The 22,625-nt window shown below is 71.3% G+C and carries 22 protein-coding genes; 16 read left to right on the forward strand and 6 right to left on the reverse strand.

Annotation, left to right across the window (positions count from 1 at the left end):
* The first annotated feature begins 100 nt into the window (after window positions 1-100).
* From AB0A63_RS05100 to AB0A63_RS05115, 4 genes are read left to right on the forward strand one after another with little or no spacing between them, the layout of a single operon-like run.
* Complete coding sequence (locus tag AB0A63_RS05100; protein ID WP_360385504.1) at window positions 101-3,412, forward strand: nitrate- and nitrite sensing domain-containing protein; 3,312 nt, start codon at window positions 101-103, stop codon at window positions 3,410-3,412.
* Complete coding sequence (locus AB0A63_RS05105) at window positions 3,409-3,828, forward strand: roadblock/LC7 domain-containing protein (protein WP_030470879.1); 420 nt, start codon at window positions 3,409-3,411, stop codon at window positions 3,826-3,828. The genes AB0A63_RS05100 and AB0A63_RS05105 overlap by 4 nt, the downstream gene beginning before the upstream one ends.
* 30 nt (window positions 3,829-3,858) lie before the next feature.
* Window positions 3,859-4,632: a DUF742 domain-containing protein gene (locus tag AB0A63_RS05110; RefSeq protein ID WP_360385506.1), complete on the forward strand. Its 774-nt coding sequence runs from the start codon at window positions 3,859-3,861 to the stop codon at window positions 4,630-4,632.
* Window positions 4,613-5,218, forward strand: coding sequence for an ATP/GTP-binding protein (locus tag AB0A63_RS05115; protein ID WP_030470877.1), 606 nt, complete (start codon window positions 4,613-4,615; stop codon window positions 5,216-5,218). The genes AB0A63_RS05110 and AB0A63_RS05115 overlap by 20 nt, the downstream gene beginning before the upstream one ends.
* Before the next feature lie 81 nt (window positions 5,219-5,299).
* On the opposite strand, the gene AB0A63_RS05120 is transcribed toward AB0A63_RS05115, so the two are convergent.
* The gene (locus AB0A63_RS05120; RefSeq protein ID WP_360385508.1) at window positions 5,300-7,552 is read right to left on the reverse strand and encodes a helicase-associated domain-containing protein; all 2,253 of its coding nucleotides are present in this window, start codon (window positions 7,550-7,552) and stop codon (window positions 5,300-5,302) included.
* A gap of 85 nt (window positions 7,553-7,637) precedes the next feature.
* Between AB0A63_RS05120 and AB0A63_RS05125 the strand changes: the two genes are divergently transcribed.
* From AB0A63_RS05125 to AB0A63_RS05145, 5 genes are all read left to right on the forward strand, one after another.
* Window positions 7,638-7,823 (forward strand): hypothetical protein, encoded by a 186-nt coding sequence (locus AB0A63_RS05125; protein WP_360385510.1) that lies wholly within the window; start codon window positions 7,638-7,640, stop codon window positions 7,821-7,823.
* Between the two features lie 108 nt (window positions 7,824-7,931).
* Window positions 7,932-9,314, forward strand: coding sequence for an NAD-dependent malic enzyme (locus tag AB0A63_RS05130; RefSeq protein WP_360386624.1), 1,383 nt, complete (start codon window positions 7,932-7,934; stop codon window positions 9,312-9,314).
* Between the two features lie 158 nt (window positions 9,315-9,472).
* Window positions 9,473-9,946, forward strand: a complete 474-nt coding sequence (moaC, locus tag AB0A63_RS05135; RefSeq protein WP_360385513.1) for a cyclic pyranopterin monophosphate synthase MoaC — start codon at window positions 9,473-9,475, stop codon at window positions 9,944-9,946.
* On the forward strand, window positions 9,943-10,416 hold the full coding sequence (locus tag AB0A63_RS05140; RefSeq protein ID WP_360385515.1) for a MogA/MoaB family molybdenum cofactor biosynthesis protein: 474 nt from the start codon (window positions 9,943-9,945) through the stop codon (window positions 10,414-10,416). The genes moaC and AB0A63_RS05140 overlap by 4 nt, the downstream gene beginning before the upstream one ends.
* On the forward strand, window positions 10,413-10,838 hold the full coding sequence (locus AB0A63_RS05145; protein WP_360385517.1) for a molybdenum cofactor biosynthesis protein MoaE: 426 nt from the start codon (window positions 10,413-10,415) through the stop codon (window positions 10,836-10,838). Before AB0A63_RS05140 ends, AB0A63_RS05145 begins: the two co-directional genes overlap by 4 nt.
* Window positions 10,839-11,147: 309 nt before the next feature.
* Here the strand turns inward: AB0A63_RS05145 and AB0A63_RS05150 are convergent, their stop codons facing one another.
* Window positions 11,148-11,798, reverse strand: a complete 651-nt coding sequence (locus AB0A63_RS05150; RefSeq protein WP_360385519.1) for a transglycosylase family protein — start codon at window positions 11,796-11,798, stop codon at window positions 11,148-11,150.
* 571 nt (window positions 11,799-12,369) lie between these two features.
* Here AB0A63_RS05150 and AB0A63_RS05155 point away from each other — a divergent pair.
* Window positions 12,370-12,501: a hypothetical protein gene (locus tag AB0A63_RS05155; protein WP_360385521.1), complete on the forward strand. Its 132-nt coding sequence runs from the start codon at window positions 12,370-12,372 to the stop codon at window positions 12,499-12,501.
* Window positions 12,498-14,975, forward strand: coding sequence for a tetratricopeptide repeat protein (locus AB0A63_RS05160; protein WP_360385523.1), 2,478 nt, complete (start codon window positions 12,498-12,500; stop codon window positions 14,973-14,975). The genes AB0A63_RS05155 and AB0A63_RS05160 overlap by 4 nt, the downstream gene beginning before the upstream one ends.
* Here the strand turns inward: AB0A63_RS05160 and AB0A63_RS05165 are convergent.
* Together AB0A63_RS05165 and moaA are read right to left on the reverse strand one after the other, a co-directional pair.
* The gene (locus AB0A63_RS05165) at window positions 14,939-15,202 is read right to left on the reverse strand and encodes a MoaD/ThiS family protein (RefSeq protein WP_360385525.1); all 264 of its coding nucleotides are present in this window, start codon (window positions 15,200-15,202) and stop codon (window positions 14,939-14,941) included. The genes AB0A63_RS05160 and AB0A63_RS05165 overlap by 37 nt on opposite strands.
* Entirely contained in the window at window positions 15,199-16,227 is a 1,029-nt protein-coding gene (moaA, locus tag AB0A63_RS05170; protein WP_360386626.1) for a GTP 3',8-cyclase MoaA, read from the reverse strand. The genes AB0A63_RS05165 and moaA overlap by 4 nt, the downstream gene beginning before the upstream one ends.
* 145 nt (window positions 16,228-16,372) lie before the next feature.
* Here moaA and AB0A63_RS05175 point away from each other — a divergent pair, with 145 nt between their 5' ends.
* The 4 genes from AB0A63_RS05175 to AB0A63_RS05190 are packed head-to-tail and all read left to right on the forward strand — an operon-like array spanning window position 16,373 to window position 20,062.
* Complete coding sequence (locus AB0A63_RS05175) at window positions 16,373-16,819, forward strand: MarR family transcriptional regulator (protein ID WP_360385527.1); 447 nt, start codon at window positions 16,373-16,375, stop codon at window positions 16,817-16,819.
* A gap of 3 nt (window positions 16,820-16,822) precedes the next feature.
* A complete protein-coding gene (locus AB0A63_RS05180; RefSeq protein ID WP_360385529.1) occupies window positions 16,823-17,614 on the forward strand; it encodes an HAD-IIA family hydrolase in 792 nt (263 codons plus the stop codon).
* Between the two features lie 53 nt (window positions 17,615-17,667).
* A complete protein-coding gene (locus tag AB0A63_RS05185) occupies window positions 17,668-18,453 on the forward strand; it encodes a metallophosphoesterase (protein WP_360386629.1) in 786 nt (261 codons plus the stop codon).
* 13 nt (window positions 18,454-18,466) lie between these two features.
* Complete coding sequence (locus AB0A63_RS05190; protein WP_360385531.1) at window positions 18,467-20,062, forward strand: AMP-binding protein; 1,596 nt, start codon at window positions 18,467-18,469, stop codon at window positions 20,060-20,062.
* 13 nt (window positions 20,063-20,075) lie between these two features.
* On the opposite strand, the gene AB0A63_RS05195 is transcribed toward AB0A63_RS05190, so the two are convergent.
* Window positions 20,076-20,450 (reverse strand): YccF domain-containing protein, encoded by a 375-nt coding sequence (locus tag AB0A63_RS05195; RefSeq protein ID WP_360385533.1) that lies wholly within the window; start codon window positions 20,448-20,450, stop codon window positions 20,076-20,078.
* Window positions 20,451-20,473: 23 nt separating this feature from the next.
* On the opposite strand from AB0A63_RS05195, the gene AB0A63_RS05200 reads away from it, so the two are divergent.
* Window positions 20,474-21,427 carry a Gfo/Idh/MocA family oxidoreductase gene (locus AB0A63_RS05200; protein ID WP_360385535.1) on the forward strand — a complete coding sequence of 318 codons (954 nt, stop codon included), beginning with the start codon at window positions 20,474-20,476 and terminating at the stop codon, window positions 21,425-21,427.
* On the opposite strand, the gene AB0A63_RS05205 is transcribed toward AB0A63_RS05200, so the two are convergent.
* Window positions 21,406-22,611, reverse strand: a complete 1,206-nt coding sequence (locus AB0A63_RS05205; RefSeq protein ID WP_360385537.1) for an Nramp family divalent metal transporter — start codon at window positions 22,609-22,611, stop codon at window positions 21,406-21,408. The genes AB0A63_RS05200 and AB0A63_RS05205 overlap by 22 nt on opposite strands.
* Window positions 22,612-22,625 lie beyond the last annotated feature (14 nt).

Here is a 22,625-nt window from a genome sequence, read left to right on the forward strand (position 1 = left end):
CCAGTTTGGCGTGGGTGACACCACACGCTCCGAAAGGCCCGAATCGGGTGACGGACTGGCTGCACAGGGTGACGGCCTGCTGACTGCGACACCCGCCGTGGTGAAGCGGGACGTCGGAACCGGCCCCGGACCTGCCCGATCCGCGGGCTGGCGCCTGCGCAACTGGCGGCTGCGCACGAAGCTGCTCGCCGTCCTGCTCATCCCGACGATCTGTGCACTCGCCCTGGGTGGCTTGCGCGTCCGCACAGACCTCCAGGACGCGACGGAGTTCAACAACCTCGCGAACCAGATCCGCCTCGAGACGGCGGTCGCCGACCTGGTGCAGCAGCTCCAGCGCGAGCGCGACCTCTCGGTCAGCTACGTCGCCTCGAACAGGAAGCTCGACCGGGTCGTCCTGGACCGCCAGCTCCGCAGGGTGAACGACACCAGCCAGACGTTCAACAACCGGATCTCGGAGCTCGGCTCCGACATGAACCCGGCCGCCGTCGAGCGCTTCCAGGTCGCCTTCAAGCAGCTCGACCGCCTCAACAGCCTCCGCAACTCGGTGCGGGAGACGCTCTACCCCGCCGAAGCCGTCCAGCGGACCTACTCGGAGTCCATCGAGACGCTGATCAGCCTCGGTGAGCAGACGATCTCCGAGATCAACGACCCCGAGCTGGTGCGCCTGCACCTGACGACGAACGCCATCGCGCGCATCAAGGAGCAGGAGTCGCTCAAGCGGGCCATCCTCCTCGACGTCTTCCAGCGCAAGGCGTTCACGCCGTCCCAGCTGCGCTCCCTGCAGGCCGCGGACGCCGAGCTCGAAGCCGCCCGCAACGACTTCCGCAAGGCGGCGACGCCGGAGCAGGCCAAGATCTACGACGACACCGTCACCGGCCTGATCGTCGACACCGCGAACGACATGCAGGAATCGGCCATCAACCAGCAGGCCGGCACCAAGGACTTCACGACGCTGACGTCGGAGAAGTGGGACATCGCCGCCACGCTGACGGTCAACCTGACCCGCGACGTCGAGAACCTGCTCCTCGAACAGCTGCAGGACCGGACCGACGAGCTCACGGGCGCCGCACGCACCCGTGCCTACGTCGAGTCCGGCGTCGTGCTGGCGGTCCTCGCGCTCGCACTGCTGATGGCGTTGTTCGTCGCCCGCTCGATCCTCAGCCCGCTGCGCACGCTGCGCCGCACCGCCCTCGACGTCGCCGACCACGGGCTCCCCGACGCGGTCGAGCGCATCCTCGCCGACCCGAACCCGGAGAACGCGGCGAAGACCGCCGTCGAGCCGGTGCCGGTGCACACCCGTGAAGAGGTCGGCCAGGTGGCGCGCGCGTTCGACGCGGTGCACGGTGAAGCGGTGCGGCTGGCCGCCCAGCAGGCCCTCCTGCGCGACAACGTCAACGCGATGTTCGTCAACCTCTCCCGCCGCTCTCAGGCCCTGGTCGAGCGCCAGCTGAACCTGATCGACCGGCTGGAGCAGGACGAGCAGGACCCCGACCAGCTGGCCTCGCTGTTCGAGCTCGACCACCTCGCCACCCGCATGCGGCGCAACTCGGAGAACCTGCTGGTCCTCTCGGGCACCGACCTCTCGCGGCGGCTCACCCGCCCGGTCCCCGCGGCCGAGGTGCTCGGTGCGGCGGTCTCCGAGGTCGAGCAGTACGCCCGCGTGCAGGTCGGCCAGACCCCGGACCTCACGGTCCAGGGCCGCGCCGTCAACGACCTCGTGCACCTCATCGCCGAGCTGCTGGACAACGCCACGGCGTTCTCCGACCCGGTCACCAAGGTCACCGTCCGCACGGCGAAGACCCGCAAGGGCGAGCTGGCGATCGAGATCCAGGACCGCGGCGTCGGCATGGGCGACCAGGAGATCATCGACGCGAACGAGCGCCTGGCGGACCCGCCGGACGTCGACGTCGCCGTCTCCCGCCGGATGGGCCTGTACGTGGTCGCGCGGCTCGCCAAGCGCCACGACATCAAGGTCCGCCTGCGCGGCAACGAGGACATCGAGGGCGGCACGACCGCGCTCGTGATCGTGCCGGAGACGCTCATCGCGACGCCGGGCCAGCCGATGCCCGCCGCCCCGCCGTCGGGCTCCGGTGGCCTCGCCTCCGCGTTCGGCATGCAGCCGCAGGCGGAGCTCACCACCGAGTTCGGCGGCACGGCCCACACCGGTCCGACCGACTTCGGCCACACCGCGGCCCCCGCCACGACGACCACGGCCAGCAGGGCCAGCGGCATCGCGGGTGCGTTCGGCGGTGCCACCGGGGCCGTGCCGCGCATCGATGACTCGAGCCCGAGCATCCCGGTCAGCTTCGTGCCCAGCTCGCTCACCGACACCGGTGCGGGCGCCACGGCGGTGCCGGTCTACCAGGACCCGCCCCCTGCGGAGGACGTCACGCCGTCGGAGCGCTGGCGCCGCGACCAGCTCGCCGCGGTGGAGCCGGAGGGCTCGTTCGGCGAGCCGACGCTCTTCACGGCCTACGAGGACCGCGACGAGGAAGACGGCGAGATCTCCTTCGAGCCGGGCTACGAGACGACGCAGTTCGTCCCGATCCCGCCGGTGGACGAGCCGCCGTCGACCAACGGCGTCTCCCGCGCCCCCGTCGAGCCCGAGCTCGCGCACCGCAACGGCACCTCGGAGCCGTCGCGCAGGGCGATCGAGCACGACCTGGACGCCCCGACCGAGCGGCTGCCGATCTACGAGGCGGTCCTCTCGCAGTGGTTCCAGGCCATCGGCAGCGAGACGTCGGCGTCCACCGCCCAGCCGGTTCCGCCCGCGGCGGCCGGCGGGCCCGCGGCACCCGCGGGCAAGGTCGAGGCGAAGCTCAACGGCTCCAGCGCCGGCGGCGTCGAGTACATCGACGAGCCGCCGACGACCCCGCCTCTCTCGGACGGACCGGAACCGGAGCTCCCGACCCGTACCCGCAAGCCCGTCCCGGCGGTGGCACCCACCACCACGTCGGCAGCCGGTCTGCCCGTGCGCAAACCGCGCGCGAAGGTGCAGCCGCCGGTCGAGGAAGCAGTAGTCGCCCCCGCCGAGCAGGAGCGAGTTGTGGAACCGGAGCCCGTTGTGGAGGAGACTCCAGCGGCGGTACCCACTTCCGAGTCGGCTTGGCAGTCGCCTGCCGACGAGGGATGGCAGGCGGCTCAGGCGTTGTTGAACAAGACGCCGGAGTCGAAGACAGCGGCAGGATTGCCGAAACGGACACCGAAGGCTCAGCTCGTGCCAGGATCTGCGGCACCCACGCCGCAGGCCGCGTCACAGACAGCGCAGCGCCCGCCGCTGCCGCCCCGTTCCGCCGATGCGGTGCGCGGGCGCATGTCGAGCCTGCAAAGTGGTGTCCGGCGAGGCCGGCACGCATTGATCGAGGCATACGCTGGTGACCAGTCGAGCCGGCAGAACGAGGAGCAGGAGTGACGACCGCAGCGCAGCCAGGCAGCTTTGGTTGGCTTATCACCGACTTCGTGCGGAGGGTGCCCGGCGTGGCACATTCCGTCGTGGTGTCCGCGGACGGGCTGTTGCTCGCGGGGTCCCAGGGGCTGCCCCGGGACCGTGCAGAGCAGCTCTCCGCCGTCGCGTCCGGGCTGGTCAGCCTCACACAGGGTGCTGCCCGCTGCTTCGAGGCAGGCGGGGTCAACCAGACCGTCGTCGAGATGGAGCGGGGATACCTGTTCCTCATGTCGATCAGTGACGGCTCATGCCTTGCCGTCCTGGCGGCACCCAACTGCGACATCGGCCTCGTGGCCTACGAGATGACGCTTTTGGTCGAGAGAGTCGGTCAACAACTCACCCCGGAGCTGCGCGCGCAGCTCCAGGGTGTGGTCCGCCGCTAGACCTCACTGGTAGTACAGGGGTGAGATGAGATGGCTCGGAGACCTGGCGCCGGTGGTCGCCGCTTGGGTAGGAACTTCAACTACCAGGAGTGGGCGGCTGGTGGCTTTCAGTTCGAGGAGCCCGACGCGCCTCCCCCAGACCCAGAGGAAGCCGAGGACGCACCCCACGATGAGCGGGTTACAGGGCAAGGGCTAGGCGATATGTCTCAGCGTGAGGTGGATGACTCGTCGTCGTACCCGTACGACGACGTGCCGAACCGGTTCGACATAGACGGCGGGTACGGCACCGGGTTGTTCGGTGGCCCCGGCGCGGACCTGTTCGGCCAGCACGAGATGCCGGAAGCGGTGCCCGAACAGCTGCCGTACACCACCGGGCCGCAGCCGGTGTACAGCACCGGCGCACAACCGGCGTACAGCACCGGTGCACAGCCCGCTGTGCGGCCGGAGGAGAATGCGTCTGCGGACTCGGGTTCACTGGTGCGGCCTTACACGCGCACCGGTGGACGCACACGACCCGACTACGACCTCGCGATCGAGGCGCTGATCTCGACCAGCGAGCGTGGCCTCGAACGGGATGCCGCAGTACTTCCCGAGCACAGGTCGATCTGCGGGCTGTGTGTGGACACGCGGTCGGTGGCCGAGGTCGCGGCACTCCTACGCTTGCCTCTTGGCGTCGTGCGGGTGTTGATCGGCGACATGGCAAGCATGGGATTGGTTTTGATTCACCAGGGCGGTCTGGTCGTGGGGGACCGGCCTTCCATGGAATTCCTGGAGAGGGTGCTCAGTGGGCTTCGCAGGCTCTAGTCCCCAGGGCGCCGAGGGCGCACGGAAGCCGACTACGTCCGCCAAGATCGTCGTGGCGGGTGGCTTCGGTGTTGGCAAGACGACGTTCGTCGGCTCGGTGTCCGAGATCGTCCCGTTGACCACCGAGGCGGTGATGACCGAGGCCAGCGCGGGGGTGGACGACCTCTCCGCCACGCCGAACAAGGTCACCACGACGGTCGCGATGGACTTCGGCCGCGTGTCGCTCGACAGCGACCTGATCCTGTACCTCTTCGGTACACCGGGTCAGCACCGGTTCTGGTTCATGTGGGACGACCTGGTGCGGGGTGCCATCGGCGCCATCGTGCTGGTCGACACCCGCAGGCTCGCGGACGCGTTCGCCTCGATCGACTTCTTCGACGACCGGCAGCTGCCGTACGTCGTGGGCGTCAACTGCTTCGACGGCCTCCTGCACCACAGGCTGGAGGACGTGCGCGAGGCGTTGACGATCGACGAGTCGGTGCCGATCGTGACGTGCGACGCGCGGAACCGGCAGTCGACCAAGCAGACGCTCATCACGCTGGTGGAGCACGCGATGCGCCAGTGGATGTCCGTCCGCGCCGGCTGATCCCCGCAGCCTGAACGACTCGAACGAGGCGGGCCCCACCTCCGGGTGCGGCGCTCGCCTCGTCGTCGTGTCCGGGATCAGTCAGTCCTCGTCCACCAGGGCGGCGGACGTGACGCGGTGCAGGGGGAACCGGAGCACCTCGCCGTAGCTGTGGTCGTAGCCCTCCAGCACGCCGCCGCCGACGACGTGCGGTTCGATCACGCGCTGCGCCGCCGTGCCGTGCGAGTCGACGAACCCGACCAGCACGCTGCGCCGCGCCCGTGCCGCCTCCTGCAGCAACGACAGCGTCGCCGACGGCCCGGCACCCAGGTTCCCGGGAACGGCGACGCGCTGACCCCGTGGCGTCGCCGCCGCGCGGTCACCGGCGCGGACCAGCTTCACGAGCTCGCCCAGCCGTTCGTCGGCGGGCACGGCCGGTGTCGCCGGTTTGCGCGCCGAACGCTGCCTCGGCGTGGTGCGCCGTCCACCCGGCCGCAGGTCCAGCACCTGCCCGTCGGGGCCCTCCGCCGCCGGGGCGAACCCGGCCGAGCGCAGCCCGTCCAGCACGTCCGCCAGCGGCAGCGGGCTCACGAGCACGGTCGGTGCGATCCGGCGCAGCTCAAGCCTCCCCGCCTCCGGGTGCGCCAGGACCTCGCTGACCAGCACCGGGTCGTCGCAGCGCAGGAACGACCCCGCGGCACCGCCGCGCAGCCGCCCGTGCCGGCGTGCGGCGTCGTCGACCAGGTAGGTCAGCGACTGCGGCACCGGGGTGCGCGAGCGGAGCTTGAACAGCTCGTGCAGGTCGTCGGCGGTGCGGCCCGCGTCGAGCGCGCGGCGGACCGTGGTCTCGCTGATCCGGTAGACAGTGGCGCTGCCCGCCGACTCGACGTCCGCGACCAGGGCCAGCTCGTCGGCCAGCTCCGGTTCGAGCCGGCCGGGCGCGACCACGGTGAGGTCGGCCTGCACCAGCACGTGGTCGAGCGGGTCCGGCAACGCCTCGGCGAGCGCCTTCGCTGCGGGCCCGGCGCCCTCGTCGAGCAGCACGCGGCCCGCACTGGTGACCGCACCGAGCGCGAGCACGCCCACGGCGGTGCCCTCCTCGACGGTCCAGCGCACCAGCTCGTCGCGTTGCCGTCCGCCCCGGCGCGGTGCCCGCCAGGCGAGCAGCGCGGCGAGCTCCGCGGCACCGCCGATCGCGGTGCCCTTCGGCAGCGCGGCGAGGCTGTCGAGCACCCAGCGGCGGTCGCGGGGCGCCTGGGCGCGGCGGATCTCGTCGGCGAGCGGGGTGAAGAGCTTGTCCTTCTCGTCGCGGCGGCCGACGAGCGCGGGCAGCCGCGGCAGCTCCAGCCAGGCGTGCGCGAGCGTGGCCCAGCGGACCTCGGTGGTCGCCGCGAGCCACACGTCGGCCTTGGTCGTCGGCACCCACTCCGGTTCGGTGGACTCGGTGTTCGCGGCCAGGTCGGCGCCGACCACCAGCTCGATCAGCAGGGCGGCGCGCTGTTCGTCGACACCCAGGTCCTTGGCGGCCCTGCGCAGGTCCCGCACGCCCAGCCCACCCGTGCGCAGCACCGCGGGCGGTTCGACCGACCAGCTCGCGAGCAGGTTCTCGACGTGCCGCACGAGCTCCAGCGCCTCACCGCCGCCGGTGGCGTCGACGTTCGCCGGGGCGACGGTGCCGGTGCGCGGCTTCGGCTCGGTCACCTGGACCGGCCCGAGTGGACGGTCGCCGCGCAGCCGCAGCGCGATCTCGCGGGGCAGCTCCACCGTGCCGGGGTCGCGGCGCAGCAGCAGGCCGCGGGCGAGCAGCCGCTGGACCGGTGTCTCCGCCTTCTCCAGCGGCACGACCCGTGACGCGTCCTTCGTGTCGCCGATGGGCGGACCGGCGGCGAGCTTCTGCAGCACCCGCTGCTCGCCCTCGGTGATGCCGTCCAGGTCGTAGGTCTGCCCGGTGGCCCGGCCGAGCCCCGCCGGGTACGTGCCGAACGCCTCCCGCGTGACCGGGGGCAGCGACAGCGCCTCGTCGTCGCCCCAGACCAGCGCCAGCGACCGCAGCCGGGCGAGCGCCTGCTTGAGCGGCTTCGGCTTCACGTCCGGCCCGAGCACCCCCGCGAGTGTGGGCAACGCCACGGGCGCCGTGTCCGCGCCCACGACGACCAGGCCCTCCAGCACCGCGAGCGTGAACGTGTCGAGGTCCTCGCAGGCGCGCGCGATCGACGCCCTGGTGCCGACCCTCGTCGCGAGCACGGACATGTCGGCTGGTGGGGGCGTTGCCAGGTCGGGACGGGCGCGCAGCAGTGCGACGAGCGCGTTGTCGTCCTGGCCGCGCAGCCAGTCGGCCAGAGTGATGCCGGACATTCTCACCACGGTATATGGGCCGCTGGAGATCTCCTCGTCCTCTGTCACACTTGTGGCGTCATCTGGCACCACCGAGGAGGAGAACGTGGCGAAAGGACGCCCTGAACGGGTCGACCCGCACTGGCCGGAGGGCCCGGAAGGCGGTCACCCCGTCACCGAGCTGACCAGCGACCTGCAGGGCGCGCTGTCGCCGTTCGGCACGGTCACGTTCCCGCTGCCGGTCGAGGACCTCCCGTACACGCACCCGGTGACCGAGATCAACAAGTCCTGAGTGGATTGTCAGACCGGTCTTAAAACTCGCCGAGTCGGGTGAGTACCGCAAAGGGGCCGGGGATAGGCTCGTTTCCCGCTTGAGCAGCACTTCGTGGGAGGAATGACGATGCCGGTCCCCGGCCCTGGTTACTCGATCACCGTTCGACTGGAGGCGCCGCCGTCAGCGAGCGCCGCGGGTGACCTCACCTCGGCCGTCGGCCGCGCGGGCGGCGTCATCACGGCGTTCGACGTCGTGGAGTCGCACAACGACCGCGTCGTCATCGACCTCACCTGCAACGCCCTGTCGGCCAATCACGCCAAGGACATCACCGACACGCTGGAGACGTTGCCCGGCATCGTCGTCCGCAAGGTGTCGGACCGCACGTTCCTCGTGCACCTCGGTGGCAAGATCGAGATCTCGTCGAAGGTCCCGCTGCGCAACCGCGACGACCTGTCCCGCGCGTACACCCCCGGCGTGGCCCGCGTGTGCGAGGCGATCGCGAAGAACCCGGACGACGCGCGCCGCCTGACCATCAAGCGCAACACCGTCGCCGTGGTCACCGACGGCTCCGCCGTGCTGGGTCTGGGCAACCTCGGCCCCGCCGCCGCCCTGCCCGTGATGGAGGGCAAGGCCGCGCTGTTCAAGAAGTTCGCCGGCGTCGACGCGTGGCCGGTCTGCCTGGACACCCAGGACACCGAGGAGATCATCCGCGCGGTCGAGCTCATCGCCCCCGTGTACGGCGGCATCAACCTCGAGGACATCTCCGCACCGCGCTGCTTCGAGATCGAGGCCCGGCTGCGCGAGAAGCTCGACATCCCGGTCTTCCACGACGACCAGCACGGCACCGCGATCGTGGTCGTCGCCGCGCTGCGCAACGCCCTGCGCGTGGTGAACAAGGACATCAAGGACTGCCGCATCACCGTCTGCGGCGTCGGTGCGGCCGGGTCGGCGATCATCCGCCTGCTGCTCGCGCAGGAGCCCGGCGACATCATCGCCGTGGACGTCGACGGCATCGTGCACCGCGACCGCCCCGGCCTGGACGCGAACCTGAAGTCCATCGCCGCCTCGACGAACAAGGGCAACCAGTCCGGCCGCCTGCACGACGCGCTGGTCGGCTCGGACGTGTTCATCGGCGTGTCGGCCCCGAACCTCTTCGGCGCCGACCAGGTCGCGACGATGGCCAAGGACGCCATCGTGTTCGCGCTGGCCAACCCGGACCCGGAGATCGACCCGATGGAGGCCCAGCAGCACGCCGCCGTCGTCGCGACCGGCCGCTCGGACTTCCCGAACCAGATCAACAACGTCCTGGCGTTCCCCGGCGTCTTCCGCGGCCTGCTCGACGCCCACGCGAAGACCATCACCGACGCGATGCTGCTGGCCGCCGCCCAGGCCATCGCCGACGTGGTCGACGGCGACCGCCTGAACGCGTCGTTCATCGTCCCGTCGGTCTTCGACAACACCGTGGCCCCCGCGGTGGCCGAAGCCGTCCGCAAGGCCGCCAACGCCTGACCCCGCCCCTCTTTCCGGTCACGCGGGAGTCCTACGTTCCCCTCTGGGGCACGCGGGGCCCCCGCGTGCCCGGCGTGCCGGGCGTGGCGGGCGGGGCGGGGCGGGCGGAGGGGCCTTGGGCAGGGGGCGCGCACTTCGTGCGGGCTTACGATCGCGGTATGACCAAGCAGTTCACCCACCTGGACTCCCACGGCGCGGCCCGCATGGTCGACGTCTCCGGCAAGGAGCAGACCACCCGCACGGCCGTGGCCACGGGCGTGCTGCAGACGACCGCCGAGGTGGTGGCACTGCTGGGCGCGGACGGCCTCCCCAAGGGCGACGCGCTGGCCACCGCCCGCATCGCCGGCATCATGGCCGCGAAGCGCACCTCGGAGCTCGTTCCGCTGTGCCACCCGATCGCCCTGTCGTCCGTGGCGGTGGACCTGGCGCTGGCCGACAACTCGGTCCTCATCACCGCCACGGTCCGCACCACCGACCGCACCGGCGTGGAGATGGAAGCGCTGACCGCGGTCTCGGTGGCCGGCCTGACCCTGCACGACATGGTGAAGTCCGTGGACCCGGCCGCGACCATGAACGCGGTCCGGGTGGAACGCAAGGAAGGCGGCAAGACCGGCCTGTGGGAGCGCCCGTGAGGAAAGCAGTGGTCATCACCGCCTCGAACCGGGCGGCCGCCGGCGTCTACGCCGACCGCAGCGGCCCCCTGATCACCGCCTGGCTCACCGACCGCGGTTTCACCGCCGGTGACCCGGTGGTCGTCCCGGACGGCGACCCGGTCCGCGACGCCCTGGCCGCGGCCGTGGCCGACGGCGCCGACCTCGTCATCACGACCGGCGGCACCGGCATCAACCCCACCGACCGCACCCCGGAGGCCACCCGCGCGGTCCTCGACCACGAGATCCCGGGCCTGGCCGACGCCATCCGCATGGCGGGCTGGCCGGAGGTCCCCGGCTCGGTCCTGTCCCGCGGGGTGGCCGGGGTCGCCGGCCGCACCCTGGTCGTCAACCTGCCCGGCTCCACCGGCGGCGTCCGCGACGGCCTGGAGGTCCTCGCCGAGGTCGTCGACCACGCCCTGGACCAACTCCGCGGAGGAGACCACAGATGAGCGTCGTGCTGCGCGCCACCGTGACCGAGGAACCGCTGTCGGTGGAGGAACACGCCGCCCTGGTGACCTCCGACCGCGCCGGTGCGGTCGTCACCTTCTCCGGCGTGGTCCGCGACCACGACGGCGGCCGCTCCGTCCTGGAGCTGGAGTACCACTCCCACCCGTCCGCCGCGGACGTGGTCGCCGAGGTCGTCGCGTCACTGGCGGACCGCTACGAGGGCGTCCACGGCATCGCCGTCTCCCACCGGGTCGGGCCGCTGAAGATCGGCGACGTGGCCCTCGCGTGCGCCGTGGCGGCGGAGCACCGCAAGGAGGCCTTCTCGCTGTGCGCGGACCTCGTGGACGAGGTCAAGGCGCGGTTGCCGGTGTGGAAGCGGCAGGTGTTCTCGGACAACACCGATGAGTGGGTCAACTGCCCCTGATCGGGTGCAGATTTCCGCAACGCACGTGAGCCGCTCGGAGGGCGGTCGGCGCTCGCAATGAGGCTGCCGGGGCCGAGCGAGGCTGCCGCTCGGGCGCGGTCGGCGGGATGGGCGCGGCTGCCGCTCGGAGTGTGGTGGGCGAGGCCGCCGGAGCCGAGCGAGGCGTCTCTCGCCGGACAACGCGTGGGTCCGTGCCCGTCCATCTCACGCCCGTGCCCGTCCGACGCGAACAGGGACCTCACCGCCGGGGGGTCGCGGTGAGGTCCCTGTTCTTGCATCAGCCCGTCACGGGCCAACGACGTTCGACGCTCAGAGCGCCAGCTTGTGACCGGGGAAGATCAGGTCGGGGTTCGTCAGGAACCCCTTGTTCTTCTCCACGATCGCCTGCCACCCGCCGCTGACCTTCTGCTCGTCAGCGATCTTCGACAGCGTGTCGCCCGCCTTGATCTCGTAGGTGCCGTTCGGGTTCGACTTCGAACCCGCGACGACGACCGGGGCGACCGGCGTGGCGGCCTGGCGCTGCTGGGGCTGCACCTGGCGCTGCTGCTGCTGCTGCGGGGCGGGCGCGGCTTGGCGGGCCGGAGCCGGGGCGGTCTGGCCGCCGAGGCCCTTCACGCCGCAGGTCGGCCAGGCCTTGTAGCCCTGGGTCTGCAGGACGCGCTCCGCGATGCGGATCTGCTCCTCGCGCGACGCCTGGGCGGGGTTGCCCTGGCCTCCGTGGCCTTGCCACGTCTGCATCGAGAACTGGAGGCCACCGTAGTAGCCGTTTCCGGTGTTGATGGACCAGTTGTTGCCGCTTTCGCACTTGGCGACGGCGTCCCAGTCCATCGAGGGGGCGGCGTTGGCGGTGCCAACGGCCAGGCCCAGAGGGGCACCGGCGATGATGCCGGCGACCGCGACCTTGGCGATGGTGCGAGCTGCGGAACCCTGCTTGCCCTGCGTGCCACGGTTGAAAGCCATGTGCCTCTCGGTCCACCACACCTGCGTCAGCAGCTCGGGTTCGGGGCCCGGTGTGCTCCTGCGTCCCAGTCCAGCGGTGTCTCTCGCTCGGGGTATGTCCGGGGAACCGTGTGGACTGGGTTCGGTGCTCGGTTCTCCGGTGGTGCTCTCGGCCGGTTCGGGGCCAGCCGAGATGTGACCGTACGTAGCCCATGGCGGCACCGCCAAACGGAACCGACCGTGATGCGCGTCACAGTAACGGTTCGGTTTATTGTCTGAAATCTATAAAACCGCAGCTCAGGAGCGCCGTTATCGGTCTGTTTCCAATCCGAGATCGACCGAGATCTTTCACGGAAAGTGAGTCGTGGCTCACGACCACTAGGCCATCGGAGACGTCCTCCTCACGGTGGGAGGACGCCCCTGCGATCAAGTGGGCGGTGGAGGCGAGCAGACTGCGCGCACTCCTCGATGCACCCGTTCGGCTTACAGCTCGTCCGCCGCCCGAGGCGCTCGCCGGCCGGGCCGCCGTGTTCCCGGTCTCGACTCGCACGCCCGACTCGCGCTCGTGCGCGGACGCCTCGACGATGCACTGGTGACCGAGATCAAGTCCGTCGAGCTCGCGCAGGAGGCGCACAGCGCCGAGGACGAGGCGGAGCGCGCGGGCCCCGCGCTCGTGGCCGAGACCGGGTGCCGTTCCCGGGAGGAGGACCTCGACCGCGCATGACCAGGCTCGACCTGCTCCGCTCCGCACTCGCCGCCCGTCCCGGCCAGCCCGTCCCGTTCGACGAGCTGGTCGTCACCGTCTGGCCCGATGACCGGCCGGCGAACCCGAAGGCGGCGCTGCGCAACCTCGTCCGGCGCCTGCGCGCCACCGAGGCCGTGGTCACCGAACCGCACGGCTACCGCCTGGTCGTGCGCAGGCCCGGTCCGCGCCAGCTGCCCGCCGACCTGCCCGACTTCGTCGGCCGCGCACCGCAGATCGCCGCCGCGCTGGCCGCCACGGCCCCCGTCCTCGCGATCACCGGCCCGCCCGGTGTCGGCAAGACCTCGCTCGCCGTCCACGTCGCGCACCGGCTGCGGGCCGGCTTCCCCGACGGGCAGCTGCACGTGAACCTCCGCGCGTTCTCCGCGAGCGAGCCGGTGACGGTCGAGCAGGCGCTCGCCCGGTTCCTGCGCGCGCTCGGCGCCGAACAGGTCCCCCTCGCGCCGGACGCGCAGCTCGCGCTCTACCGGGAGCTGACCGCGGGGCTGCGGCTGTTGGTGGTGGTCGACAACGCCACCGCCGACCTGGTCACCCCGCTGCTGCCCGCCGGCGCGGGTAGCCGGGTGATCGTCACGAGCCGCACCGACCTGCCGGAGCACGAGCAGATCCGGCTCGACGTGTTCGACGACGCCGAGGCCGACGCGCTGCTCACCAACATGCGCGTCGACGGCGCTTCACCCGACCGCGCCGAGCTCGTCGGCTGGTGCGCCCACCTGCCGCTCGCGCTGCGCATCGCCGCCGCGCACCTGACCGACCGCCACCTCGCCGACTACCTGGTCGACCTGCGCGGCGAGGGACGGCTGGACGCGCTGGAGATCGAGGGCGACGCCGCGGTGCGCGCCACGTTCGAGCTGTCCTACCTGGCGCTGCCCGACCGCGCCCAGCGGCTGTTCCGGCTGCTCGGCCAGGTCCCCGGCCCCGACTTCGGCGTCGAGGCCGCGACCGCGTTGCTCGGCTCGCCCGCCGCCGAACCGCTGGACCAGCTCGTGGCGGCGAACCTGGTGCAACGCGCGCAAGACCGCCACAGCCTCCACGACCTGCTGCGCGCCTACGCACTGCGTCTGGGCGATGCCTCGCCGACCCGGCTGTTCGCGTACTACCTGCTCAACGCCGACCGCGCGGGCCGCACGCTGAACCCGGAGCTGCACCGCCTGCCGCTGCCCGAGCTGCCCGCCGACCTGCCCGCCCACGACCTGGGCACCATGGCCGACGCGCTGGCCTGGCTCGACACCGAACGCCAGAACGTCGTCGCCGCCGTCCTCGCCGCCGCCGACCGGCCCGTCGCCTGGCAGCTCACGGACGCGATGCGCGCCCACTTCCTGCACCACTCGGCGGACGTCGTCGACTGGCGCACCAGCGCCCGCGCCGGCCTGCGCGCCGCCCGCACCCTCGGTGACCAGCGCGCGGAGGCGACCATGCACGGTTCGCTCGGTCTCGCGCACTGGCGGTCCGGCGAGTTCGCCGAGGCACTGCCGCAGTACACCCGCGCCGTCGCGCTGGCCCGTTCCCACGGCGACCACGCGGCGCTGAGCTCGCTGCTGACCAACCTCGGCATCATCCACTGGGAGCTCGGCCACCTCGCGGAGGCGGTGGCGGCGATGGAGGAGTCCCTGACCCTCGACCGCAGCCCGAACGCCCTCTACAACCTCAGCAGCATCCTCGTGGACCTCGGCCCGCTGGACCTGGCCGTCGCCTACGGCGAGGAGGCGCTGGAGATCTCCCGCGCCTCCGGGCTCACCGCGGGCGTCGCCTACTGCCTGCAGGGCCTCGCCTCCGTCTACCTCTTCCCCGGCGACCTGGAGACCTCCGAGCGGTACCTCGCCGAGGTCGCCACCCTCACGACCCCGGAGCTGGGCCCGCACTTCCCGAGCCGCAGCCGGGAGACCCACGCGTTCCTGCGCCTCGAACAGGGCCGCTACGCCGAGGCGGAACGCGACGCGCGCGCCGCCGTCGACCTGGCCGTGGCCGGTGCCGACGACACGAACGAGGCCGACGGCCGCATCACCCTCGGCATGGCGCTGCAACGGCAGGGCCGCGTCGAGGAGGCCCTCGCCGAGCACGAGCAGGCCCTCGCCATCGCCCGCAAGGCGGGCTTCGCCAGGGGAGAGGTGCAGGCGCTCGCGGGCCTGGCCGCCGACCACCGCGCCGCCGGCGACCTGGCGTCGGCACTGCGCTGCGCCACCGAGGCCGACGACCGCGCCGAACGCGCCCAGCTGCGGGTGCGGCAGGTGCAGGTCGTGGCCGAGCTGGTGGAGGTCCACCGGGAGCTCGGGGACTTCGAGGAGGCCGAACGCCAGCGGCTGCGCGGGCTGGAGCTGGCGCGGGTGACCGGGCGGAGGTCGTGGGAACGGCGGCTGACGCAGCCGGTGGACCCCCGCGGCTCGGGCGACGACGCGGGTCAGCCGCCCGCGAACGGCGGCAGCACGTCCAGCTGAGCCCCGGCCCGCACCGGCACCGACGTGTCCCGCACGGCCACCCCGTCCAGCAGGAAGCTCGACGCCGCCAGCACCTTGCCGAGCCGTTCGCCGTGGCGTTCCCCGATCGCGCTGACGACCACGGCCACGCTCGGCGAGCCTTCGAGCACGAGGTCCTCGTCCGAGACACCGGCCGCAGCGCGCGCACCCGCGAAGTAGCGGACCTTCACCGCGGTGGTCACCGTCATCCTCCGATAGCGCTCATGGGCCGGTCGGGCTGGCTGAAGCCCGCGTCGTTGATGCCGTGACCGGCCGCCTTGCCCCACATGGTGGCGCGCCAGGCGTCGGCGACGGCGGAGTCGGGGGAGCCGTCGCGCAGCAACGCGCGCAGGTCCGTTTCCGACCGGCTGAACAGGCAGTTGCGGACCTGGCCGTCCGAGGTGAGCCGGGTGCGGTCGCAGGCGGCGCAGAACGGCCTGGTCACGGACGCGATCACGCCGACGGTCGCGGGGCCGCCGTCGACCAGCCAGCGCTCGGCGGGGGCGCCGCCGCGCGGGACCTCGGACGGGGTCAGGGTGAAGGCCTGCGACAGCATCGCCAGGATCTCGTCGGCCGTGACCATGTTCGTGCGGGTCCAGCCGTGCTGCGGGTCGAGCGGCATCTGCTCGATGAACCGCAGCTGGTAGCCGTTCTCGACGCAGAACCGCAGCAGCGGGACGGCCTCGTCCTCGTTCATGCCGCGCAGCAGCACGGAGTTGACCTTCACCGGTTCCAGGCCTGCCTCGCGGGCGGCGTCGAGGCCGTCGAGCACGTCGGTGATGCGGTCGCGCCTGGTCAGCGTGGCGAACCGGTCGGGGTCGAGGGTGTCGAGCGAGACGTTGATGCGGTTCAGGCCCGCGTCCTTCAGCGACTTCGCGCGGCGGGAGAGCCCGATGCCGTTCGTGGTCATCGACATCCGCGGCCGGGGCTCCAGAGCGGCGGTCGACGCGATCACGTGCTCCAGCCCGCGGCGCAGCAACGGCTCGCCGCCGGTGAACCGGATGTCGGTCACGCCCAGGTCGACCACGGCGATCCGGATGAGCCGGACCAGCTCGTCGTCGGTGAGCAGCTCGTCCTTCTGCAGCCAGTCGAGGCCCTCGGCCGGCATGCAGTAGGTGCAGCGCAGGTTGCAGCGGTCGGTGAGCGAGACCCGCAGGTCCTTGGCCACCCGCCCGAACCGGTCGACGAGCAGCGGCGTGTCCGGACGTGCGGACACGTCGGGGGTGCCGCGCACCACGGGTAGTCCCAACTCCACTGCTGTCACCTCATTCAGCTTAATGAACAACCTCTTGTAGGTACCTCCACAACGGAGGTTTCTCACGTTCCGCCCGGTTGGAGCACATCCACGACCAATTGTCTTAGCGGCTAAGATGTTCCACATGGAACCTGAAGTGCTGGAGAGGTTCACCTGGTACATGCGGGAGCAGAGCGCGCTCACCGTCATGTTCCACACGAAGGTCGCCGAGCAGATGGGCCTGTCGGCGACCGACGAGAAGTGCATCGACCTGGCGATGCGGGCCGAGGGGCCGCTGACAGCCGGTCGGCTCGCCGAGCTCTCCGGCCTGTCCACCGGCGCCGTCACCGGTGTCATCGACCGCCTCGAACGCGCCGGGTACGTCCGCCGGGTCCGCGACCCGCACGACCGGCGCAAGGTCCTCGTCGAGGTCACGGTGGGCGACGTGGAGAAGTTCGGCGAGCTCTTCGCCAACGCCTACCACAGCCTCATCGAGGTGCTCGGCCACTTCGACGACGCCGAGCTCGCGGTCATCGAGCGTTATCTCAAGCTCCAGATCGAGACGTTCCGCAAGCGCGTGATCGATACTTAGACCATGTGGCACTACTTGATGGACATGGACGGCGTTCTGGTGCACGAAGAGCACCTGATCCCCGGCGCTGACGAGTTCGTCGGAGAGCTGCGCGCCTCCGGCACCCCGTTCCTCGTGCTCACGAACAACTCCATCTACACGCCACGCGACCTGCGCGCCCGGCTGCAGCGGACCGGCCTCGACATCCCCGAGTCGTCCATCTGGACCTCGGCGCTGGCCACCGCGCGGTTCCTCGACTCGCAGCGCCCGAACGGCTCGGCGTTCGTCATCGGCGAGGCCGGTCTCACGACCGCGCTGCACGAGATCGGGTACGTGCTGACCGACCGCGACCCGGACTACGTCGTGCTCGGCGAGACCCGCACCTACAGCTTCACCGCGATCACCAAGGCCATCCGCCTGGTCGAGGAGGGCGCGAAGTTCATCGCGACCAACCCCGACGCGACCGGCCCGTCACGCGAGGGCTCGCTGCCCGCGACCGGTGCCGTGGCGGCGTTGATCGAGCGCGCCACCGGGCGTGAGCCGTACTACGTCGGCAAGCCGAACCCGCTGATGATGCGGTCCGCCCTGCGCGCGCTGGGCTCGCACAGCGAGAACGCCCTCATGATCGGCGACCGGATGGACACCGACGTCCGCTCCGGCCTGGAGGCGGGCCTGTCGACGATCCTGGTGCTCTCCGGGATCTTCACCGCCGAGCACGCCGAGATGTACCCGTACCGCCCGACGCGGGTGCTCAAGTCGATCGCGGAGCTCGTCGGTCACTCCCAGGACCCGTTCGGCGACTGGACTGACCACTGACGCGCGAGGGTTCATCACCTATCGTCGCGGAGGTGGACACGGATCGCCGTCCGATGCACGTCGTGGGTGACGTGCACGGGCACCTCGCCGAACTGATCAGGGCACTGCACGTCGCCGGGCTGTGCGACGAGGAGGGGCACTGGACCGGCGGTGCGGCCGAGCTGTGGTTCCTCGGCGACTTCGTGGACCGCGGTCCCGACGGCGTGGGCGTGATCGACCTGGTCATGCGCCTGGGCGAGGAGGCGGCCGAGGCGGGTGGCTCGGTCAACTCGCTGATCGGCAACCACGAGGTGCTGCTGCTGGGCATGCACCGGTTCGGTGACGAGCAGGTGCCCGACAGCCTCGGGCCGCGGTCGTTCGCGCGCAGCTGGCTGCTCAACGGCGGGCTGCGCAGCGACCAGGACCGGCTGACCGAGGCGCACCTCGAGTGGCTCACGACCCGGCCGGTGCTCAAGCTGCGCGCCGACCACCTGCTGATGCACTCCGACACGGTCGCCTACCTCGAATGGGGGTCCTCGATCGAGGAGGTCAACGAGGCCGTCCGCCAGGTGCTCAAGGGCGACGACCTCGTCGAGTGGTGGGAGTGCTGGCGCAAGATGACGACCAGGTACGCCTTCCGCGGGCCGCAGGGCCCGGAGATCGCCGACGAGCTGCTGGCCACGTTGGGCGGCAACAGGATCGTGCACGGGCACAGCGTCATCGCCGACCAGCTCGGGGTCATGCCCGAGCAGATCGACGGGCCGCTGGTCTACGCCGACGACAAGGTGCTGGCGATCGACGCCGGCCTCTACAGCGGCGGGCCGTGCCTCGTCGTCCCCTTGCCGTACACCGGGGCCTGACTACGGTGGGCGGATGACCGCCAGCTACTCCTCGGGCACGTCCACCGCCCCGCTGCTGGGCGACACCATCGGCGCGAACCTCGCCGCGACCGTCGAGCGCTTCGGCGACCGCGAGGCACTCGTCGACAGGGCGACGCGCCGCCGGTGGACCTACGCGGAGCTGGCGGCCGAGGTCGAGCGGGTCGCCGCCGGTCTCACGGCGCTGGGCGTGCGCAAGGGCGACCGGGTCGGCATCTGGGCACCGAACTGCGCGGAGTGGGTCTTCGTGCAGTACGCCACCGCCCGGATCGGCGCGGTCCTGGTCAACGTCAACCCGGCCTACCGGGTGCACGAGCTGGAGTACGTGCTGAACCAGGCGGGCATCCACACGCTGGTGTCCGCGCGGTCGTTCAAGACCTCCGACTACGCCGGGATGGTCGACGAGGTGCGGCCGCGCTGCCCGCAGCTGCGGCACGTCGTGTTCCTGGACGATCCGCGGTGGAGCGCGGCGGAGCTGCCCGAGGTCGAGCTGGACCGCGACGACCCGATCAACATCCAGTACACGTCCGGCACGACCGGGTTCCCCAAGGGCGCGACCCTGTCGCACCACAACATCCTCAACAACGGCTACTTCGTCGGCGAGCTGCTCGGCTACACCGAGCAGGACCGCATCTGCGTGGTGCCGCCGTTCTACCACTGCTTCGGCATGGTCATGGGCAACCTCGCGGCGACCAGCCACGGCGCGTGCGTCGTGATCCCGGCACCCGCGTTCGACCCGGCGGCGACCCTCGCGGCGGTGCAGGAGGAGCGCTGCACCTCGCTCTACGGCGTGCCGACGATGTTCATCGCGATGCTCGACCTGGTCGACGGCTACGACCTCTCGTCGTTGCGCACCGGGATCATGGCCGGCTCACCGTGCCCGGTCGAGGTGATGAAGCAGGTCGTCGAGCGCATGGGCATGGGCGAGGTGTCCATCTGCTACGGCATGACCGAGACCTCGCCGGTGTCGACGCAGACCCGCGCCGACGACTCGCTCGACCGCCGCGTCGGCACCGTCGGCCGCGTCGGGCCGCACCTGGAGGTCAAGATCGTCGACCCGGTCACCGGTGCCACGGTCCCGCGCGGCACGCCGGGCGAGCTCTGCACCCGTGGCTACTCGGTGATGCTCGGCTACTGGAACGAGCCGGAGAAGACCGCGGAGGCCGTCGACGCCGCCGGTTGGATGCACACCGGCGACCTCGCCGTGATGGACGACGACTCGTACGTCACCATCACCGGCCGCATCAAGGACATGGTCATCCGCGGCGGCGAGAACGTCTACCCGCGCGAGGTCGAGGAGTTCCTCCACGCGCACCCGGACGTGCTCGACGCCCAGGTGGTCGGCGTGCCGGACGCGAAGTACGGCGAGGAGCTCGTGGCGTGGGTGCGCCTGCGCGAGGGCGCCGCGCCGCTGACCGCCGAGGCGGTGCGGGAGTTCTGCGCCGGCAAGCTCGCCCACTACAAGATCCCGCGCTACGTGCACGTCGTCGACGAGTTCCCGATGACGGTCACCGGCAAGGTGCGCAAGGTGGAGATGCGCGCGAGGTCGGTGGAGCTGCTCGGGCTGAACGACGGCGCCCGGCACGCCTGAGGCCGTCCGCGGGTCACGGGACCTCGACGATCTCCTTGCCCAGCGGCACCAGCGAGACCTTGACCAGCTTGAAGTTGGCCACGCCCAGCGGGATGCCGATGACCGTGATGCACAGCGCGATGCCGGTGACGACGTGGCCGATGGCGAGCCACAGCCCGGCGACGAGGATCCAGATGACGTTGCCCAGCAGCGAGCCCGTGCCCGCTCCCGGCTTCTCGACGACCTCGCGGCCGAACGGCCACAGGGCGTAGTTCGCGATGCGGAACGACGCGATGCCCCACGGGATCGTGATGATCAGGATGCAGCAGATCAGACCGGCGACCGCGTAGCCGACGGCCATCCAGAAACCGGCGAGCACCAGCCAGATCACGTTCAGGATGAGGCGCATGACTCCAATCTAAGCTGATCGGCATGACGTGGGGTGTGATCGCAACGGGCGGCATCGCGCATGCAGTGACCGCTGACATGCTCAAGGCGGGTGTCCAGGTGGGTGCCGTGTCCTCTCGGGACGTCGCGAAGGCCGAGCAGTTCGCGGAGAAGTTCGGGATTCCGCGCGCCTACGGCGACTACCACGAGCTGCTCGCCGACCCGGACGTCACCGTCGTCTACGTGGCCACCCCGCACGGCCAGCACCACGAGGTCGTGCTCGCCGCCCTCGACGCCGGCAAGAACGTGCTGTGCGAGAAGGCCCTCGCGCTGACGGTCGCGCAGGTCGAGGAGATGGTCGACCGGGCGAGGACCACGCAGTTGTTCCTCATGGAAGCGATGTGGACGCGCTTCAACCCGTTGATCCGCAAGGTCGTGGAGGCCGTCGGCGCCGGTGAGATCGGTGAGGTGCGGCTGGTCCGCGCCGACTTCGGGTTCCGGCACGCCTTCGACGCGAACGACCGGCTGTGGGCCAAGGAGGCGGGCGGCGGCTCCGTCCTCGACCTCGGCGTCTACCCGGTCTCCCTCGCGCACCTGCTCCTGGGCGTTCCCGGCACGGTCCACGCGCACGGCGGCCTCGCACCGAGCGGCGTGGACGCCGACGCGGGCATCCTGCTGGGCTACGAGAACGGCGCGCACGCGTTGCTGGGTTGCTCGCTGACCGCCGACACCGGCGCCGGCGCCGCCATCATCGGCACCGAGGGGCGCATCGACATCCCCGAGGCCTTCTACAACCCCACCAGGGTGCTCATCAACGGCGTCGAGCACACGGCCGAGGACGGCGGCTACACGCACCAGATCCGGTCGGTCGACGACTGGGTCGCGATGGGGTTCGTCGAGCACGCGGACATGACGTGGAACGACTCGGTGGAGATCATGCGCATCATGGAGACCGCGCTCGGTCAGCTCGGTGTGTCCTATGCGGACGTCGTCAGGTAGATCAGCGCCGCGTTCAGCACGACGACGGCGAAGGCGACCGCCCACGCCGCGACGGTGACCGCCCGCCGGTTCGTGAACCCGCCCATCACGGACCGGCGCCCGGTCAGCCACACCAGCGGCACCAGTGCGAACGGGATGCCGAACGACAGCACCACCTGCGACAGCACCAACGCGAACGTCGGGTCCACTCCGGACGCCAGGACCACCAGCGCCGGCACCAGCGTGACGAGTCGCCTGGTCAGCAACGGGACCCGCACGCGCAGCAGCCCGTCCATCACCACCGCACCGGCGTAGCACCCGACCGCGGTGGAGGCGAACCCGGACGCCAGCAACCCGAGCGCGAACAGCAACGCGACCCCGCCGCCCAGCGCGGCACCGACCGCCGCGTGCGCGCCTTCGAGCGTGCCGACGTCCTCCCCGCCCTGCAACGCGGACGCCGCCAGCAGCAGCATCGCCATGTTCACCGCACCGGCCAGCACCATCGCGACGACCACGTCGACCTTCGTGGTGCCGAGCAGCGCCGGGTTCTTGCCGTGCCGGTCCCGTGCCAGCGCCGAGTGCAGGTACACCGCGTGCGGCATCACGGTCGCGCCGAGCATGCCCGCCGCCAGCAGCACGCTGTCCGCGCCGGCGAACCGCGGCACCAGGCCGGTGACCGCGTCCGGCACCGACGGCGGTGCCACGAACAGCCCCGCCACGAACCCGACGGCGATCACGACCAGCATCGTCGTGACGACCCGTTCGAACGGCTTCTGCCCGCGCCGGTCCCGCACCAGCAGCAGCACCGTCGACACCACGCCGGTGATCACGCCGCCGAGCAGCAGCGGCAGGTCGAACAGCAGGCGCAGCGCGATGGCACCGCCCAGGACCTCGGCCAGGTCGGTCGCCATCGCGACCACCTCGGCCTGCCCCCAGTAGGCGAGCCGCGCCGGCCGCGGCAGGTGGTCCCGCACGGCCTCCGGCAACGACTTCCCGGTGACCAGGCCGAGCTTCGCCGACAGGTACTGCACGAGCCCGGCCATGACGTTCGCGACGACGAGCACCCACACCAGCAGGTACCCGTACGTCGCGCCCGCCGCGGTGTTCGTGGCCACGTTGCCGGGGTCGACGTACGCGACCGCGGCGACGAACGCCGGACCGAGCAACGCCGCGCCCGCACGCAGGCGCGCCCCGACAGCGACCACCGGACACCTCCCCT

This window comes from Lentzea sp. NPDC042327 (assembly GCF_040647275.1).
Lineage (GTDB): Bacteria > Actinomycetota > Actinomycetes > Mycobacteriales > Pseudonocardiaceae > Lentzea.